General features: G+C 61.0%; 20 protein-coding genes. 13 read left to right on the forward strand and 7 right to left on the reverse strand.

The annotated features are described in order from the left end of the window. Window positions 1-7 precede the first annotated feature (7 nt). The 12 genes from HU811_RS00790 (at window position 8) to HU811_RS00845 (ending at window position 10,334) form a co-directional block, all read left to right on the forward strand. Complete coding sequence (locus tag HU811_RS00790; RefSeq protein WP_186653268.1) at window positions 8-379, forward strand: metalloregulator ArsR/SmtB family transcription factor; 372 nt, start codon at window positions 8-10, stop codon at window positions 377-379. 27 nt (window positions 380-406) lie between these two features. Next, complete coding sequence (locus HU811_RS00795) at window positions 407-877, forward strand: arsenate reductase ArsC (protein ID WP_186653270.1); 471 nt, start codon at window positions 407-409, stop codon at window positions 875-877. 67 nt (window positions 878-944) lie between these two features. Then, window positions 945-1,661 (forward strand): arsenical resistance protein ArsH, encoded by a 717-nt coding sequence (gene arsH, locus HU811_RS00800; protein ID WP_186653275.1) that lies wholly within the window; start codon window positions 945-947, stop codon window positions 1,659-1,661. Window positions 1,662-1,727: 66 nt separating this feature from the next. Further along, a complete protein-coding gene (locus HU811_RS00805) occupies window positions 1,728-2,732 on the forward strand; it encodes an ArsJ-associated glyceraldehyde-3-phosphate dehydrogenase (RefSeq protein WP_186653276.1) in 1,005 nt (334 codons plus the stop codon). A gap of 9 nt (window positions 2,733-2,741) precedes the next feature. Then, window positions 2,742-3,971 (forward strand): organoarsenical effux MFS transporter ArsJ, encoded by a 1,230-nt coding sequence (gene arsJ, locus HU811_RS00810; protein ID WP_186653277.1) that lies wholly within the window; start codon window positions 2,742-2,744, stop codon window positions 3,969-3,971. 69 nt (window positions 3,972-4,040) lie between these two features. Continuing rightward, window positions 4,041-4,718: a thermostable hemolysin gene (locus HU811_RS00815; protein ID WP_186653279.1), complete on the forward strand. Its 678-nt coding sequence runs from the start codon at window positions 4,041-4,043 to the stop codon at window positions 4,716-4,718. Continuing rightward, entirely contained in the window at window positions 4,708-6,189 is a 1,482-nt protein-coding gene (locus tag HU811_RS00820; protein WP_186653282.1) for an AMP-binding protein, read from the forward strand. The genes HU811_RS00815 and HU811_RS00820 overlap by 11 nt, the downstream gene beginning before the upstream one ends. Next, complete coding sequence (locus HU811_RS00825; RefSeq protein WP_186653284.1) at window positions 6,186-6,860, forward strand: iron-containing redox enzyme family protein; 675 nt, start codon at window positions 6,186-6,188, stop codon at window positions 6,858-6,860. Before HU811_RS00820 ends, HU811_RS00825 begins: the two co-directional genes overlap by 4 nt. Further along, window positions 6,847-7,656: an SDR family oxidoreductase gene (locus HU811_RS00830; RefSeq protein WP_186653287.1), complete on the forward strand. Its 810-nt coding sequence runs from the start codon at window positions 6,847-6,849 to the stop codon at window positions 7,654-7,656. The genes HU811_RS00825 and HU811_RS00830 overlap by 14 nt, the downstream gene beginning before the upstream one ends. Continuing rightward, window positions 7,653-8,297 carry a tetratricopeptide repeat protein gene (locus HU811_RS00835; protein ID WP_186653289.1) on the forward strand — a complete coding sequence of 215 codons (645 nt, stop codon included), beginning with the start codon at window positions 7,653-7,655 and terminating at the stop codon, window positions 8,295-8,297. Before HU811_RS00830 ends, HU811_RS00835 begins: the two co-directional genes overlap by 4 nt. A gap of 10 nt (window positions 8,298-8,307) precedes the next feature. Next, on the forward strand, window positions 8,308-8,970 hold the full coding sequence (locus tag HU811_RS00840) for a response regulator (protein ID WP_047225655.1): 663 nt from the start codon (window positions 8,308-8,310) through the stop codon (window positions 8,968-8,970). After that, on the forward strand, window positions 8,967-10,334 hold the full coding sequence (locus HU811_RS00845) for a sensor histidine kinase (RefSeq protein WP_186653291.1): 1,368 nt from the start codon (window positions 8,967-8,969) through the stop codon (window positions 10,332-10,334). Before HU811_RS00840 ends, HU811_RS00845 begins: the two co-directional genes overlap by 4 nt. Here the strand turns inward: HU811_RS00845 and HU811_RS00850 are convergent. The 7 genes from HU811_RS00850 to HU811_RS00880 form a co-directional block, all read right to left on the reverse strand. Further along, complete coding sequence (locus HU811_RS00850) at window positions 10,331-11,440, reverse strand: ArsO family NAD(P)H-dependent flavin-containing monooxygenase (RefSeq protein WP_186653293.1); 1,110 nt, start codon at window positions 11,438-11,440, stop codon at window positions 10,331-10,333. The two genes, HU811_RS00845 and HU811_RS00850, sit on opposite strands and share 4 nt — an antisense overlap. Before the next feature lie 84 nt (window positions 11,441-11,524). After that, complete coding sequence (locus HU811_RS00855) at window positions 11,525-11,713, reverse strand: YgaP family membrane protein (protein WP_186653294.1); 189 nt, start codon at window positions 11,711-11,713, stop codon at window positions 11,525-11,527. Window positions 11,714-11,726: 13 nt separating this feature from the next. Then, complete coding sequence (locus tag HU811_RS00860; protein ID WP_092396677.1) at window positions 11,727-12,146, reverse strand: DUF6691 family protein; 420 nt, start codon at window positions 12,144-12,146, stop codon at window positions 11,727-11,729. A 2-nt stretch (window positions 12,147-12,148) separates the two neighbouring features. Continuing rightward, entirely contained in the window at window positions 12,149-12,583 is a 435-nt protein-coding gene (locus HU811_RS00865) for a YeeE/YedE family protein (protein ID WP_186653295.1), read from the reverse strand. Between the two features lie 43 nt (window positions 12,584-12,626). Then, window positions 12,627-13,430, reverse strand: a complete 804-nt coding sequence (locus HU811_RS00870) for a sulfite exporter TauE/SafE family protein (RefSeq protein ID WP_186653296.1) — start codon at window positions 13,428-13,430, stop codon at window positions 12,627-12,629. 28 nt (window positions 13,431-13,458) lie between these two features. Continuing rightward, on the reverse strand, window positions 13,459-15,129 hold the full coding sequence (locus tag HU811_RS00875) for a bifunctional protein tyrosine phosphatase family protein/NAD(P)/FAD-dependent oxidoreductase (protein WP_186653297.1): 1,671 nt from the start codon (window positions 15,127-15,129) through the stop codon (window positions 13,459-13,461). 42 nt (window positions 15,130-15,171) lie between these two features. Continuing rightward, the gene (locus tag HU811_RS00880) at window positions 15,172-16,050 is read right to left on the reverse strand and encodes an MBL fold metallo-hydrolase (RefSeq protein ID WP_186653298.1); all 879 of its coding nucleotides are present in this window, start codon (window positions 16,048-16,050) and stop codon (window positions 15,172-15,174) included. A 227-nt stretch (window positions 16,051-16,277) separates the two neighbouring features. Between HU811_RS00880 and HU811_RS00885 the strand changes: the two genes are divergently transcribed. Further along, window positions 16,278-17,603, forward strand: a complete 1,326-nt coding sequence (locus HU811_RS00885) for a sigma-54 interaction domain-containing protein (RefSeq protein ID WP_092454561.1) — start codon at window positions 16,278-16,280, stop codon at window positions 17,601-17,603. Window positions 17,604-17,730 lie beyond the last annotated feature (127 nt).

A 17,730-nucleotide genomic window follows, 5' to 3' on the forward strand; every position in this document is an offset into this window, starting at 1 on the left:
AACTGAAATGGCTGACCATCTGACCCCAACCACTGTTTTCAAATGCCTGGCCGACGACAACCGTGTACGCATGATGCTGCTCATCACCCGAGAGGGGGAGTTGTGCGTCTGTGAGCTGACGTGCGCGTTGAACGAGAGTCAGCCGAAAGTCTCCAGGCACTTGGCGCAGTTACGCACGTGCGGGTTGCTGTCGGACCGTCGGCAGGGGCAATGGGTCTATTACCGACTGCACCCCAACCTGCCTGACTGGGTGCTTCAGGTATTGACCGTGGTACTTGAAACCAACAAGCACTGGTTAAGCCCTGATGCCAGGCGACTGGATGACATGGGTGACCGTCCTGAGCGGGCAATCGCTTGTTGTGAAAGCAAAATCGCCTGATCCCGCCTTCGACTACGAGACGATCCGATGAAAATCCTGTTTCTCTGCACTGCCAATAGCTGTCGCAGTATCCTCTGTGAAGCGCTTTTCAATCATTTGGCCCCCCAAGGGATGAAAGCCTACAGCGCCGGAAGTCAGCCGAAGGGAGAAGTGCATCCGCTGAGCCTCAGAACGTTGAAACAAGCAGGCATTTGCACCGATGGCCTGTTCAGTAAGTCCAGTGACGTACATGAAGAACTGGCGCCTGATTTCGTGATCACGGTATGTGATAAAGCCGCCGGTGAAGCCTGTCCGGTGTTTTTCGGTCCGGCGACAAAAGCCCATTGGGGGCTGGCTGATCCTTCGGAGTACCGCGGTACTCAAGAAGAGATCGAGGCGGCTTTCGAAGCCACCCTGGAGCAGATCAGAACCCGTATTGAAGCCTTTCTGGCACTGCCGCTTCCCCAACTGGGTGCTGAACAGCTCAGGGCAGAGCTGGCCCTGATCGGCACGCTGTAACCCGGGAGCAATAATCATGCACCGGGGGTTTGATGACCTACGAGCGCCGTTGCGCAGGACAAAGACTATGTTTGATGAGCCAATCCCCCACCTGAACACCGAGCTGGCTGATATCCCATCGGCCGACAAGCTGGGTGTTGAGAAAGCCTCCCTGCACAAACCGCGCATTTTGCTGCTGTACGGGTCCACCCGCGAGCGATCCTTCAGTCGTCTGATGGTGGAGGAGGCCGCTCGGTTACTGGAGCACTTCGGCGCCGAAGCGCGGATTTTCAATCCCTCGGGTTTGCCGCTACCCGATGACGCGCCGGTCGATCATCCTCGGGTCCAGGAACTTCGCGAACTGATGCAGTGGTCGGAAGGGCAGGTCTGGTGCTCGCCGGAACGCCACGGTTCAATGAGCGCGGTGTTCAAGGCGCAGATTGATTGGGTGCCGCTGGCCATGGGCGCGGTCCGTCCGACCCAGGGCAAAACCCTCGCCGTCATGCAGGTGTGCGGTGGCTCGCAGTCGTTCAACGTGGTCAATCAACTGCGCGTGCTGGGACGCTGGATGCGCATGTTCACCATCCCTAACCAATCCTCCGTGCCGAAGGCCTATATGGAATTCGACGACAATGGCCGGATGAAGCCTTCGCCGTTCTACGACCGCGTCGTGGATGTGATGGAGGAGTTGGTGAAGTTCACGCTGCTGCTTCGCGACCGCCAGGATTACCTGGTCGACCGCTATTCCGAACGCAAGGAGTCGGCGCAAGAATTGATGAACCGGGTCAATCAGCGCTCCATCTGAGTCAAACCATCGCCTGGTTCGACCTGATGTCGAACTCCCCAGACACCCGATACAGAGCACAAGTACATGACTATCAAAGTGGGCATCAACGGTTTTGGACGCATCGGTCGCCTGGCATTACGCGCCGCCTGGCACTGGCCAGAGTTCGAGTTCGTGCAGATCAACGACCCGGCAGGTGATGCGGCGACCCACGCGCACCTGCTGAACTTCGACTCGGTACATGGCCGCTGGAATTATCAGGCCGACGCTGAGGGCGACAGCATCGTCATCGACAGCAAACGCATCAAGGTAACCGCCAACAAAGCGATTGCCGACACGGACTGGTCGGGTTGCGATCTGGTGATCGAAGCCAGTGGCAAGATGAAAACGGTCGCCGTACTTCAGGGCTATCTCGACCAAGGCGTTAAACGTGTGGTGGTCAGCGCTCCCGTGAAGGAAAAGGGCGCATTGAATATCGTCATGGGCGTCAATCATCAGCTGTTCAAACCCGATGTTCATCCGATCGTCACCGCCGCTTCCTGCACCACCAACTGCCTGGCACCGGTGGTGAAGGTCATCCACGAGAAGCTGGGTATTCGCCACGGTTCGATTACCACGATTCATGACCTGACCAACACCCAGAGCATCCTCGATCAACCCCACAAGGATCTGCGTCGAGCGCGTGCGTCGGGCATGAGCCTGATTCCAACCAGTACCGGTTCAGCCACCGCTATCGCGGAAATCTTCCCGGAATTGCGCGGGCGCCTGAATGGCCACGCCGTGCGTGTGCCGCTGGCCAACGCTTCGTTGACGGACTGTGTCTTTGAAGTCGAGCGGGCCACCACTGTCGAGGAGGTCAATCAGCTCCTCAAGGACGCTTCCGAGAATGAGCTCAAAGACATCCTCGGTTTTGAAGAGCGTCCGCTGGTGTCCATCGACTACCGCACCGACCCGCGCTCATCGATCATTGATGCGCTATCGACCATGGTCATCAACGGCACCCAGGTCAAACTCTATGCCTGGTACGACAACGAGTGGGGCTATGCCAACCGCACCGTGGAACTGGCCCGGATGGTCGGTCAGGCAGTCTGAGGAGCGATCATGAAAGCGTTGTCAGCCCTCGCTCCGCCAGTGCGGCAGTACCTGCTGGTCACCGGCAATTACTGGGCCTTCACCCTCACCGATGGCGCCTTGCGCATGTTGGTGGTGCTGCACTTCCATGCGTTGGGCTACAGCCCGCTGCAAATCGCCGCGCTGTTTTTGTTCTATGAGATTTTTGGCGTAATCACCAATCTGGTGGGCGGCTACCTCGGTGCCCGGCTAGGTTTGAACCGAACCATGAACATCGGCTTGGGCATGCAAGTCGTGGCGCTGTTGATGCTGACGGTTCCGCTAGCCTGGCTGAGCATTCCCTGGGTAATGGGCGCTCAGGCGCTGTCCGGGATCGCCAAAGACCTGAACAAGATGAGCGCGAAAAGCTCCATCAAGCTGCTGGTGCCCGATGGGCAGCAGGGCAAGTTGTACAAGTGGGTGGCGATCCTCACCGGCTCCAAGAATGCCCTCAAGGGCGTTGGCTTTTTCCTCGGTGGAGCGCTGTTGGCGCTGATCGGTTTCAAAGGTTCTCTGCTGGCGATGGCCGGCGTGCTCGCGCTGATCTGGATCGGTAGCCTGATGCTGTTGAAAAAGGACCTGGGCAAAGCGAAAGCCAAGCCCAGGTTTCGTGACATTCTGTCCAAGAGCAAGGCGATCAACATCCTGTCAGCGGCGCGGATGTTCCTGTTCGGTGCCCGCGATGTCTGGTTCGTGGTGGCCTTGCCGGTGTACCTGAGCAGTGTTTTTGGTTGGGACTTCTGGAAGGTCGGTGGCTTCCTGGCAGCCTGGGTGATCGGCTATGGCATCGTGCAGTCCTTTGCGCCCAGCATCACCGGCAAGAAACGTGGGCACGTACCGGATGGTCGCGCGGCGTTTGTGTGGGCACTGGCCCTGGCGGGCCTGCCGGCGGCCATCGCACTTGGGCTCGATAGCGGGTTGTCACCCCAGGCGGTGCTGCTGGGTGGGCTCATGGTCTTTGGGGTGCTGTTCGCGGTGAACTCGTCGCTGCACAGCTACTTGATTGTGTCCTACGCCAAGGAAGACGGCGTGTCGCTGGACGTGGGTTTCTACTACATGTCCAACGCCATGGGGCGACTGCTCGGAACGGTGCTCTCCGGCTGGGTCTATCAAACGTATGGACTGGGGGCGTGCTTATGGATATCCAGCGCATTCGTGCTGCTCGCCGCTTTGATTTCCATAGGGTTGCCTCGCCACGCCAATCCGGCGGTCGATCTTTAGCCACCTTCAGACTTCGTTAAGAAAGGGCTTCGATACTTTCTCCCAATACCCAAGGGAGAACGTTGAGCCATGCCCGATTCTGACTGGAACATCCACCTGCCGCTGGCCTTCGGCAAGGCCGGCCAAGCGGTTCGCCATTTGCACCGGGCCCTGCCAGGAGGGCCGCGCCGGGCTGAATGCGAAGCCTTCATCCACCAGCGTTTTCGCCAGGCCCACGGCGCCGAGATTCGTCACTTCATGCCTGAACTGTTCGGGCTCGACGATGCCTACGGTAAGCTCTGCGCCGTGGCGGGCGTGCGTCTGGCCGCGCAGGGGCCGCTGTTTCTCGAACGTTATCTGGACGATCCCATCGAGCCGTTGATCAAGGCCGACGCAGACTGCGCGGTGGATCGCGGCGGTATTGTCGAAGTCGGCAATCTGGCCGCCAGTGACACCGGCAGTGCTCGCCTGAGCATCATCGCAATCACCTATCTGTTGGCGATGGGCGGGCTGGAGTGGGTGGCCTTCACCGGCAATATCGGCCTGGTCAACAGTTTCCATCGCCTTGGCCTCAAGCCCGTCACCCTGTGCCCGGCCGACCCGCAGCGCCTGGGGGAAGAGCGGCACCTCTGGGGCAGCTACTACGAGAGTCAGCCATGGGTTCACGTCGGCAACATCCGCGCCGGCTTCGTTCATCTGCGCGATGCCGGTCTGTTCGATCGCCTGGGCTTATCACAGACCTGCGGGGAGGTGAGCCATGTTGCCTGAAGTGGAGCGCTTCAAACTCACCCTGCGTGAGCATGCCCAACACAAGGGCTACGCCGTGGCGCTGTGGGGAGATAACTTGCGGCTGGACTACGCCACGCTTTACTCCGAAGTGGTGTACCGCCAGCAACGCCTGCGCGATGAACACATCAAGGTGGTTGCCCTGGCCCTGGATAACGGAGTCGAAGCCATGCTGTGGGACCTGGCCGCTTTGTTCGAAGGCCTGGCCTGCGTCATCCTGCCAGGCTTTTTCACTCCGGCTCAACGCCTGCACTGTCTGGAGCAGAGCCAGGCGCAGCGGGTGATTGCCGAGCCCGGGTTGGCAGCCGAACTCCAGGCTGCGGGTTACCGCCACAGCGGCGAGTTCTGGCAGAAAGATTTTGCCGGACCGAGCCGCTTGCCGGCGGGCACCGCCAAACTGACCTTTACCTCAGGCACCACTGGCACGCCAAAAGGTGTCTGCCTGAGCGCCGACAGTCTGTTGCGGGTCGCCCGTGAACTGGAGCAGGCCAGCCGGCCGGTCAACGCGAGGCATCACCTGGCGCTGCTGCCCCTGGCGGTCCTTCTGGAAAACCTCGGTTGCTATGCGGCGCTGTATGCCGGGGCGATGCTCAGCCTGCCTGGCCAGAAGACCCTGGGCATCCAGGGCGCCAGTGGCGCCGACCCGACGCGCCTGTTGGCGTGCCTGACCGAGCGCCGGGCGCAGAGTCTGATTCTGGTTCCACAATTGTTGCTGATGTTGGTCACGGCCGCCGAGCAGAAAGCGTTCTACCCGCACGCGTTGCGATTTGCCGCCGTGGGCGGAGCGCGGGTATCCGACGATCTTTTGCAACGGGCCCAGCGTGCCGGCCTGCCGGTATTTGAAGGCTACGGGCTGTCGGAATGCGCTTCGGTGGTGTGCCTCAACCGGCCAGCGAACCACCGCGCCGGCAGTGTCGGTCAGCCGTTGCCTCATGTGCAGGTTCGCCTGGCCGATGACGGCGAAGTCATGATCAAGGGATCGACCTTGCTCGGATACCTGGGGGAGCCTCTGCCTACCGACGAATGGTGGCCCAGCGGCGACTTGGGGGAGTTCGACGCAGAGGGGTTCCTGTACCTGCGTGGCCGTAAGAAGCATCAATTCGTGACCAGCTTCGGTCGCAACGTCAATCCCGAATGGGTCGAAGCCGAACTTACCCAGGGCGGCACCATCGCCCAGGCCTTCGTCTATGGCGAAGCCTTGCCGCATAACCAGGCATTGCTGTGGCCCGCCCGCGCTGACTGCTCTGATCAAGCGTTGGAGCTGGCTGTGAGCAAGGCCAACGCGGCGCTGCCCGAATACGCTCGGGTCCACCACTGGACGCGACTGGCGCAACCCTTTACCGCAACCAACGGCATGCTCACCGCCAACGGCCGACCGCGCCGCGAAGCGATTGTCGAGCATTACCGTGGGTTGTTCAGTGAATCCGTTCTGTCCGAGGAATATCCGTCATGAGTTTTTTCGACACGCTGCAAGAAGCCACCCATCAGGAACGCCAGACGCTGTTCAACCTGCCGATCATCCGTGATGCCCTTGATGGCCAGGTCAGCTTGGCCAGTTACCGGGCGTTTCTGATCCAGGCCTACTACCACGTGCGCCACACCGTACCGTTGATGATGGCGTGCGGTGCACGTCTGCCTGCGCACCTGGAATGGCTGCGCAAGGCCGTGTGCGAGTACATCGACGAGGAATACGGTCACGAGCAATGGGTGCTGGATGACATCGCCGCGTGTGGAGGCGACAAGGATGCGGTGCGTGACGGTCAGCCGTCGCTGGCTATCGAGTTGATGGTCAGTTACCTGTATGACTTGATCGCCCGGGGCAACCCGGTGGGGCTGTTCGGCATGGTCAATGTGCTGGAAGGCACCAGCATCGCTCTGGCGACCCACGCCGCCGACGCCATTCGTGAACACCTGGAGCTGCCGCCCACCGCTTTCAGCTACCTCAGCTCCCATGGCTCGCTGGATATCGAGCACATGCAGACCTATCGCAGCCTGATGAACAAACTGGAGGATCCTGCCGACCAGGCGGCGGTGATCCACGTCTCCAAAGTGGTGTATAGGCTCTACACCGAGATGTTCCGGGGCCTGCCCCGTGACGAGGGGCATCAGCATGCGCCTGTGTGACGCCCGGATCGTCTTGACCGGTGCCAGTGGCGGAATTGGCCAGGCCATCGCCCAGGCCCTATGCGCCAGTGGTGCTCGGGTGCTGGCCGTGGCCAGGCATCGAGAAGCGCTGGAACCCTTGCTCGAGCGCTACCCGCAGCACATGTGCTGGGTAGGCGCAGACCTGACTGTTGCGGGTGATCGGCGCAAGGTACTGGCCGCAGCCGAGGCCCTGGGCGGCCTCAACCTGCTGATCAATGCCGCCGGTGTCAACCACTTCGCCATGCTCGAACAACTCGAGGACAGTGAGGTCGACGCCATGCTGGGGCTGAACATCAGCGCGCCGATCTGCCTGACCAAACTGTTGCTGCCGCTGCTCAAGCAGGCCGACAGCGCCATGGTGGTGAATGTCGGGTCGACCTACGGCTCGATCGGCTACCCAGGCTACGCCAGTTATTGCGCCAGCAAGTTCGCCCTGCGCGGGTTCTCCGAAGCCCTGCGTCGGGAGTTGGCGGACACCCGTGTCGGCGTGCTCTACGTGGCGCCCCGGGCTACGCGCACGTCGATGAACAGCCCGGCGGCCCAAGCCCTCAATCAGGCGCTCAAAGCCAACGTCGATGACCCGCACGCCGTGGCGTCGGCGGTCATCCAGGCCATCACCGGCGACCGTCGCGAGCTGTATCTGGGCTGGCCCGAGCGCTTTTTCGTCGGCCTCAACAGCCTGCTGCCCAACCTGGTGGACCGTGGCCTGCGCAAGCAACTGCCACTGGTTCGCCGCCTGAGCCATAAACCCGAGAACGAGCACCTCAAACCATGAAAAAAATCCTGATCTGTTTGCTGTTCGGCGCCCTGGCTCAAAGCGCCTGGGCTTTGGACGCCGCCGACCAGCAACGTCTCACAGGCATCCAGCAAAGCTGGGCGCATATCCAATATGACTTGCCTGAAGGGCAGCGTGCCGAGGCTTTTGAACAACTCGCCGCCCAGGCATCGGCGTTCAAGCAACAACGTCAATCCGTGGCCGAGGCCTGGATCTGGTCGGGCATTGTCAAAAGCAGTTGGGCAGGGGCCGCAGGCGGAATCGGTGCGCTGGGCAAGGTCAAGGACGCCAAGGCCGACCTGGAGCAGGCCCTGGCCCTGGATCCCAAAGCCTTGCAAGGGTCGGCCTACACCAGTCTCGGCGCACTCTATGACCGGGTTCCCGGTTGGCCCTTGGGGTTTGGCGACTCGGACAAGGCCGAGCAATTACTCCAGCAGGCGCTGCAACTGAACCCTAACGGCATTGACAGCCTGTACTTCTGGGGCGATCACCTCTACCGTCAGAAGCGCTACGCTGAGGCCCGGGTTGCTCTGCAAAAGGCTTTGCAGGCAGCGCCACGGCCCGGCCGGGAAACCGCCGACGCGGGACGTCGCAAAGAGATCGAAGCGTTGCTGCTGGATGTGAACAAAAAACTGGGCTGAGGGAGTGTGCGTGCGCTTATTACTGATCGAGGATGACGTGGCCCTGGGCGAAGGCATCCATCAGGCCCTGAGCCGCGAAGGCTATACCGTTGACTGGTTGAAGGACGGGAGCAGCGCCTTGCACGCACTGCTCAGTGAGACCTTTGACCTGGCCGTGCTTGACCTGGGCCTGCCACGGATGGACGGCCTGCAGGTGTTGCGTCGCTTGCGTGACAGCGGTTCCAACCTGCCGGTGCTGATTCTCACCGCCCGGGACGCGACTGAAGATCGCATTGCCGGGCTCGATGCCGGGGCTGACGACTACCTGATCAAGCCCTTTGATCTGGCGGAACTCAAGGCCCGGTTGCGGGCCTTGTTGCGCCGCAGCGCCGGTCGGGCCCAGGCACTGATCGAGCATGCCGGCATCAGCCTCAACCCGGGGACCCAGCAGGTCAGCTATCAGGGCAACCCGGTGGCGTTGACGCCCAAGGAGTATCAGTTGCTCCATGAGTTGCTGTCGCCGCCGGGCCGGGTCATGACGCGCGATCACCTGATGCAATTGCTTTACGGCTGGAATGAGGAGGCTGAGAGCAACACCCTGGAAGTGCATATCCACCACCTGCGCAAGAAATTTTCCACCGACCTGATCCGTACCATTCGGGGCGTCGGGTATCTGGTGGAGGAGCGCCGATGACTTCGATCCGGCGTCGTACCCTTACGCTGATTCTAGGGCTTTTGTTCGTTGGTCTGCTGATCATCACCGTATTCAATCTGCATGACAGCAACCACGAAATCGCGGAAGTCTACGATGCCCAATTGGCCCAGAATGCCCGGCTGCTGCAGGGTGTCATGCGCATGCCCATGGCCAGCAAGGAACATGCGCAGTTGTATCAGGCATTCAATTCGGCATTGGCCTCGGCGGTGCCCAAAGTCGATGGTCATCCCTATGAAAGCAAGATCGCCTTTCAGGTCTGGGATTCAAAAGGAGCGTTGCTGGTTCACACCTCCAGTGCACCGACGTTCACCTCACCGCCGATTGCTCCTGGCTTCAGCGACGTGATAGACCAAAAGGAGCGTATATGGCGGGCGTTCGTACTGGATGACACACAGTACGGCCTGAAAATCTGGGTGGGAGAGCGTGATGATGTGCGGGCCGATCTGGTCGATCGAATTGTCCGTCACACGGTGGCGCCCAATCTGATCGGCAGCCTGATGCTTGCCGCTGTGATCTGGTTGGCCATCGGCTGGGGACTCAAGCCGCTGGTCGACATGGCGGCCAAGTTGCGTGCGCGGCATCCGGGCTCACTGGAGCCTCTGCAACTGGTGCCGCTGCCCAGCGAACTTGAGCCCATGCAAGCGGCCCTCAATCGGGTGCTGGCGCAGATTCAGGAGTTGATGGGCCGTGAGCGGCGTTTTATTGCCGACGCCGCCCATGAGATGCGCACCCCCCTGGCGGTGCTCAGGGTTCATGCGCAGAACCTGATGGAGGCGGGCAATGAGCAGAGCCGTCGTGAGTCCCTGCAACACCTGATCGTCGGAGTGGATCGCACTACGCGCCTGGTCAATCAATTACTCACCATGGCACGTCTTGAACCGCAATCTGGCGTGCCTGCACCCGGCGTTATCGATCTGCCCGCCACGGTGCGTGAAAGTCTGGGGCAAATGACTCCCTGGCTGTTGAGTAAAGGACTTGAACTGGTCCTGGACGTCAGTGATGACATCGGCCCGGTGAGGATTGATCCGGTGTCCATCGATATTGCCTTGAACAACCTGGTGACCAATGCGGCCAACTTTTCTCCCGCCAATGGCTTGATCACGGTGCGGCTGGCCCGGCAGGGCGATCATTACGAGCTGGCGGTCGAGGATCAGGGGCCAGGCATCGACGAGACCGAACGGGACCGACTTTTCGAGCGCTTCTACAGCCGCGGGAACGATCAGGGGGCCGGGTTGGGCTTGACGATCGTGCAGACCATCGCCAAGCGGCTGGGCGGGCAGGTCCGGTTGGAGAATCGCCCCGAGGGAGGTTTGCGCGCCACGCTGCAGATGGGCCGCCTTTAACTTTGCTCTTCGCGGGCGGGTAGCGTTTGGGCAGCGGATGGATCGGCGAGAAATGCTGCGATTTCGCTGACCGTGCTACGGGCCGTGCGTGTTACGCCAATCAGCGTAGCGGAGGCCGCACCGGTCCATTCACCATAGCCGACCAGCCATAGCCTGGGTTCTTGAATCGAATGAGTCCCGTCAACGTCCACCCGTCCTTGCGTGTTGAGCACACCCAGTGGCTCCAGATGCTGCAGGGCGGGACGGAAGCCGGTGCACCAGATCACCACGTCCACCGCAGACTCGCTCCCGTCGGCCCAGATTACGCCGTCGCGGGTGAAACGTTCGAAAGGTCGGACTGATTTGAGTGCGTTGCGCGACCGGGCCTCCACAACGGGCGGGACCATGACGATGTCACCCAGCCCACCCACGGGTTGCTCGATGACGCGACCTTCCTGTTGCGCTTTCCAGCGTTGCGTGGCGCGCTCGAACAACACCTGCCCATCCACTTCATCAGGCAGGAACAGGGGTTCAACGGGTGTGATCCATGTGGTGTCGGCGACCCTGGAAACTTCGGCCAGAATCTGAGCCCCTGAGTTGCCGCCGCCTATGACCAGGACTTTTTTCCCGGTGAACGGCTGCGCTTCGAGATAGTTCGCCGAGTGCAACTGTTGACCGGCGAATAGCCGGGCGCCTGGGTAGTGGGGAATGAACGGGGTACTCCAGGTGCCGGTGGCGCTGACCACCACCTTGGCATCCCAGTGTCTGTCGTGCGCCTTAACCCGCAGCCCGGTTTCTGTACGCTCTACAGAAGTCACGCGCACGGGACGCACGATGGGGAACTGATAACGCTGTTCGTACTGCTTGAGGTAGTCGATCACATGGTCGCGTGATGGATAGCCATCCTGCGTGGGCGGCATCATCCAGCCAGGGATCGAGCTCCAGGTAGCGGGGGAGAATAGACGCAACGAATTCCAGCCATGGCGCCAGGCACCTCCCGGCGCTTGCTCTGCATCGAGAATGACGAACGAAAGCCGGGTGCGCCGCAGGAAGTACGCTACCGCCAGGGCTGATTGGCCTCCACCGACAATGACCACGTCATATTGACTGGCAGGCGAATGCGTCATGCCGGTGTTCTCCAATTGCGGTGAAAAAACAAGCCAGTGTAAGGGCTGCCAGTACCGTCATTTGCAGGCGCGGCAGCATCCGTCTCAGCAGCGTTTGCAGGTCTTGATGCCCAGTAAGGTATAGACCGGGCAGAAACGGAAAATCCCCGTGGCCAGCGGCACCAGGCCGATCCAGCCCCACAAGCCGATCACACCGCTCAGGCTCAGCGCAATGAGGATAAGTCCCGCGGCAATACGCAAACTGCGGTCGATGGTTCCGATGTTGGCTTTCATGACGATCTCCCGATCAGTGAGTGCGCCGGTTCTCCAGCGCGGTGAACAACAACATGCCAGCCAGCATGGCCAACACGAATACGATGACTTGCCAGTGCCCGGTGAGCAGGATCGCGACGGCGGGCCCGGGACAGATACCGGCTATTCCCCAACCGATGCCAAACAGCAGGCTGCCGCCGATCAGTCGCGGGTCCAGCTCACGCTTGAGCGGTAATTGCATCGGGTTTCCCAGTATCGAGCGGGTCTGGCGGCGGGCCCAGGTCAGCGGGCCGATCGCAACAGCAATCGCGCCGAGCATCACCAGCGCCAGGGAGGGGTCCCAGGTGCCGCTCACATCCAGGAACGCCAGGACTTTGCTGGGGTTGGCCATGCCCGCCAGGAGCAGACCGAGGCCGAACACCAGACCGGCCATGAATGCAGTCAGTTTGAGCATGTTCAGATCTCCAGCACATGACGCAGGGCAAAGACCGTGGCGAAACCGCTGAACATGAAGCACGCCGTGGCGACGATCGAGCGCGGGGAAAGGCGCGATATACCGCACACGCCATGGCCGCTGGTACAGCCCGACCCGTAGCGGGTGCCGATGCCCACCAGCAGGCCGGCGACGGTGAGGCCGCTCCAGCCGCTCTGAAACTCAATCTGCGGCAACGCGGTGAACAGGCCCCATACCAGCGGCGCGACGAGCAGCCCCAGCAGAAACAGGGCCTTCTCGCTGACCCCCTCGCTGCCTCGCTGCAGCAGGCTGCCGAGCAACCCGCTGATGCCGGCAATGCGTCCATTGGCGACCACGAAAAGGCTGGCAGCCACACCAATCAATGCACCGCCGGCAAGGGACGACCAGGGCGTGAAGTTGAGCCAGTCGATGTTCATGCGATTTCTCCGATGCAAACCACGTTGATACTCCACCAGGCGCTTAAACCAAGGCCTTTACCACCAATGCCACGGCCACCAGCGCAGCCAGAATGGCAAAACCTTTTTGCAGACTGGGCTCCGGCAGCCTGGCGGCGAGCAAACGACCGCCGGTCATTCCCAACAATGCGCCAAGGGTGAAAGGCGCGGCAATCGCCCATTGCAAGTGACCCGCTGCCGAGCTCGCCACCACGCCGGAAATTGAAACCAGGGCAATGACCGTCAGCGACGTGGCGAGCACCGACTGGGTGGTCAGATTGGTGTAGCGCTGCAGCGCCGGGACCATGACAAAACCGCCGCCCACACCCAGCAAGCCGGACAGCGCGCCGGCGACCATGCCAGAGACCGCCAGCGCCCATGCACAAGGTGCGGTCCAATGGAGCTTGCCGCGGTTTTCGTCCAGTACACAGGGCGGGGGTTTGCGCGTCGACGTCGCTTTGGCATCGACGCGCGAGGGCAATGACTTTTGAAAGGCGCGGAAGGCCACGTACAGCAATAGAAGGGCAAACAGGATCGTCAAGGGTCGGTTGGGCGTGCGCTGGGCCAGCCAGATTCCCAGTGGAGAGCAGATGATCCCCGCGCCTGCGGTCAGCAGTGCAGCCTTATAGCGTACGGTGCCGTTTCTAAGGCCCATCACCGCGCCCAGGGACGCGGCCAAACCCACCGCCAGCAAGCCGATGGGCCCGGCTTCGGCCATGCCCAGGCCCGCGCCGAAGACCAGCAGGGGAACCGCCAGTATGCCCCCGCCAGCGCCGGTCAGCGCCAGAATCACACCCACGGTGAGGCCGAGCAGCAAGATGATGATCATCCCTCTCTCCTTGCCTTGAGGTCCGGTTTCATAGGTCTGCCAACTCCGGTTTTGCCAGCCACTCACGCCCGCGGAGCATGCCCTTCCAATACAACGGAGGGAGAATCCGTTCCTTGAGCAGCCACGCCAGTCTCGACGGCCGGGTCCCGTCAATCAGCCAGGATGGGAAGCTGGGGGCGACGGTGCCGCCATAGGTGAACTCCGCCAGGACGATCTTGCCCCGCTCGACTGTCAGCGGGCAGGAGCCGTAACCGTCGTAATGGGCGTTGCCCTTGGCTTTGCCCATGGCTGCCAGCACGTTATGGGCGACCACCGGCGCCTGCTTGCGAGCGGCCGCGGCGGTCTTGGCGTTGCTGGAGTTGGTGGCGTCGCCCAGTGCGTGAATATTCGCCCAGGTTTTATGGCGCAGCGTGCTGGGGTCGACATCAATCCAGCCAGCCGCATCGGCGAGGGGGCTGACGCGGATAAAGTCCGGCGCAATCTGTGGGGGCACCACATGCAGCAGGTCGAAGTCACGGGTGACAAGCTGGTGCGTGCCATCGGGCTTGACGCTACTGAAGGTGGCGGTTTGCGCGGGCCCGTCAACGCGGGTCAGCGTGCTGCCGAAGTTCAGGTCGATGCCATAGGCGCGGATGTACTCCATCAGGGCCGGCACGTAGTCGGGCACCCCGAACAGCACGGCACCGGCACTGCAGAAATCGATCTTGATGTTGCCCAGTACCCCTTCACGTCGCCAGTGGTCGGCCGAGAGATACATGGCTTTTTGCGGCGCGCCGGCGCATTTGATCGGCATGGGCGGTTGCGTGAAGATCGCCCGGCCACCGCGCAGTTGCTGCACGCACGCCCAGGTATAGGGGGCCAGGTGATACAGGTAGTTTGATGTGACGCCGTTGCGACCCAATGTCTGCGGCAGGCCTTCAATGGCATTCCAGTTGAGTTTGAGGCCGGGGCACACAATCAACTGTGCGTACCTGACGACCCTGCAGCCATCGAGAATGACCGCGTTTCTCTCGGGTTCAAAAGCGGCCACGGCGGCTTTGATCCAGTGCACGCCGCGCGGAATGGTCGAGCCCATCGTGTGGGCGGTCCGGGGGGCGTCGAAGACACCGCAACCGACCAACGTCCAGCCTGGCTGGTAATAATGCACATCTGCCGGGTCAATGATGGCGATGTCGAGCCCCGGTTCCCTGGCCAATAAACTCGACGCCGCCGCAATGCCCGCTGCGCCGCCGCCGATAATGACCACCGCATGCTCGGCCTCGGCCACTTCGACCGGGGTCAGCCCTTTGTTCGCAATCCGGCGGATAACGCCTTTCATGTCAAACCCGGCATCCTTGGCCGCTTCGACGATCTGCGGCAGCGGCAGCAGGCTCGCTTGTGACAACGCCCACAGAGTGGTCGAGCGCATGCCGGAGCGGCAATACGCCAACACCGGTTTTGGCAGTGATTCAAATAACTGGCCGAAGGCAACGGCTTGTTCGTCGGTGACCTTGCCCGATTCCGCGGGAAGGTAGTGAGCCTCAATGCCCAGCGCTTCAGCCGCGCGCTTGATTTCGGCAAACAAGGGTTGATCGCTGCTTTCACCGTCCGGGCGATTACACACGATGGCGCGAAAGCCGGTGTTTTTCAGTTCCGTCAATTGATGAGGGAAAATCTGCTCTGATACCGCTAAGCCTGACGCAAGGTGGCGGATGTCCATGGTGGTCTCCGTGATGGGATGTTCTTATAGGGGGAGGGGACGTCAGAGCATGTTGAGCGGGATCTTCAGATAGCGTGTGCCGTTCGATTCCGGCTCAGGGAAGTGTCCGGCTCGCATGTTGACCTGAACCGAGGGCAGGATCAGCGTGGGCATTTCCAGCGTGCTGTCACGCTGGGTGCGCATGGCCACGAACGCTTCTTCACTGATGCCATTACGCACGTGGATGTTGTCGGCGCGCTGCTCGGCCACGGTACTGGCGAACAGCACCTCGCGGCCGTCGGGCTGGTAGTCGTGGCACATGTACAGCACCGTATCGGCCGGCAGGCTCAATACCTTGTTGATGGACCGGAACAAGGTGCGGGCATCGCCGCCTGGAAAATCACAGCGCGCAGTACCGTAGTCGGGCATGAACAGGGTGTCGCCGACGAATGCCACCGTTTGCCGGGAGTCGCTGACGACATACGTCATGCACGCGGGTGTATGGCCGGGCGTATGCAGCGCGCGGCACTCCAGCGAGCCGATAGAGAACGGGTATTCATTGACGAACAGATGATCGAACTGACTGCCATCCTGGGCCATCTCGTCACCGGTATTGAACAACGTGCCAAAGGTTTGCTGCACGGTGGTGATCCGACTGCCGATGCCGATCTTGCCTCCCAGCTGTTCCTTCAGGTACGGCGCTGCCGTGAGGTGGTCGGCGTGGACATGGGTTTCAAGAATCCATTGAACCTTGGCGTCCAGCTCGGCCACCCGGGCGATCAACGTGTCGGCAGACCGCGTCGTGGTATGGCCGGATTTGTGATCGTAATCCAGTACGCTGTCCACGAGTGCGCAGTGACGGGTCGCCTGATCGAGCACGATATAACTGACAGTATGGGTATCGGGATCGAAAAATCCTTCGACGTGCAATGTAGCGGACATGATCGGTCTCCTTGGTCTTGTTGCCGACAGGTTTAACCTGAAGTAGCAATAAGTCTGCCATGGGCCGATTGAGTCAGGATTTTCAGCTATCTAATTGAATTTACTGTGTTTAATTTTGTAGGTCGGATGCGGCATTTTCACGCAGATGAATAAACAACTGCCATTGGCAGTGTTTGTTGGCATAGTGGCAGTGTCACTCGCGTGCGGATGAACCCACAGGAACCCCAATGAGCACTCTCCTGCCGACCCCGAACAATTTGATCCCTCCACCGGATCAGGTGCAGTCACTGGTTTCGTTTCTCGAGCACGAGCCGCATCCGATGATCGTGCTGGACCCGGACTACAACATCCTGGCGGCGAACACCGCTTATCGGCGCCAGTTCGGCAGTGCCGATAAGCCCTTTATCGGTCATAAGTGCTATCGGGTTTCCCATCATTATGATGTGCCTTGCGATCAGGCAGGGGAGAACTGCCCGATGAAGAAGGCCAGGGAAATGCGCGGCCCGGATCGGGTCCTGCACATTCACCACACCCCCCGCGGGCCTGAGCATGTCGACGTGGAACTGCGCCCGATCCTCAATGACCATGGCGACATTACCGCTTATGTGGAGCGTCTTACCCTGGTACGCAGCGCCTCGGCGCGGCCCAGCAATGAGGGGCTGGTGGGCAGCTCTCCTGCGTTCAATCGCGCGCTGTCGGAATTGCAACGGGTTGCGCCGTCCATGTTGCCTGTGCTGCTGTTGGGCGAGTCCGGCACGGGTAAGGAACTGTTTGCGCGCGCGGTCCATGAGACCAGTGAGCGGGCCAACGGCCCCTTTGTGGTGGTGGACTGTTCCGGGTTGACTGAAACGCTGTTTGAGAGCGAACTGTTCGGCCACGAGAAAGGCGCGTTCACCGGTGCCACGCTGCGCAAGCAGGGCCTGGTCGAAACAGCCCAGGGCGGTACGCTGTTTCTCGATGAAATCGGCGATGTTCCCCTGGCCATGCAGGTGAAACTGCTCAGGCTGATTGAGTCGGGCACCTATCGTCGTGTGGGCGGCGTGGAAAGCCTGCATGCCAATTTCCGCTTGGTGGCCGCCACCCATAAACCCTTGGAACAGATGATGGCCAAGGGTGAGTTCAGGCAAGACCTGTATTACCGCATCAGCGTATTCCCCATTCATTTACCGCCTCTGCGCCATCGCGTGGAGGACATCGCGTTGTTGGTGAATTCGTTATTGCAACGTTCCGGCACCAGCAAGCGCCGGCTGACCATCGACGCCGAGGCCTTGATGCAACTGCAGCGCTATTGCTGGCCGGGCAATATCCGCGAGCTTCGCAATGTGCTGGAAAGAGCCAGTCTGTTTGCCGATGACGGGGTCATACACTCCGTGCATTTACCCCAGCCCGCCGATGCCATGGTCCAACGACTGGCTGCCCCAGCTGTTTCTGACGGCCAGTCGTTGGCCCACAGTCTGGCAGCGTTCAAAGGCACCCGCAGTGAGCTGGCCAGGCACTTGGGTATCAGCGAGCGTACCTTGTACCGGCGGTTGAAAGAGCAGGGTCTGGCCTGATCACCCGCTATGACACCGGACTGCCAATCACTGCCGTCATGGCAGATTGGCAGCGTTTGAGTCTGCCACGCCATTCCCTCCTTGCTAGAGTTGCTTCCTAAATATCTGTTATTAAACGATAAAAATC

It is taken from the genome of Pseudomonas tehranensis (assembly GCF_014268615.1).
Taxonomy (GTDB): Bacteria; Pseudomonadota; Gammaproteobacteria; order Pseudomonadales; family Pseudomonadaceae; genus Aquipseudomonas; species Aquipseudomonas tehranensis.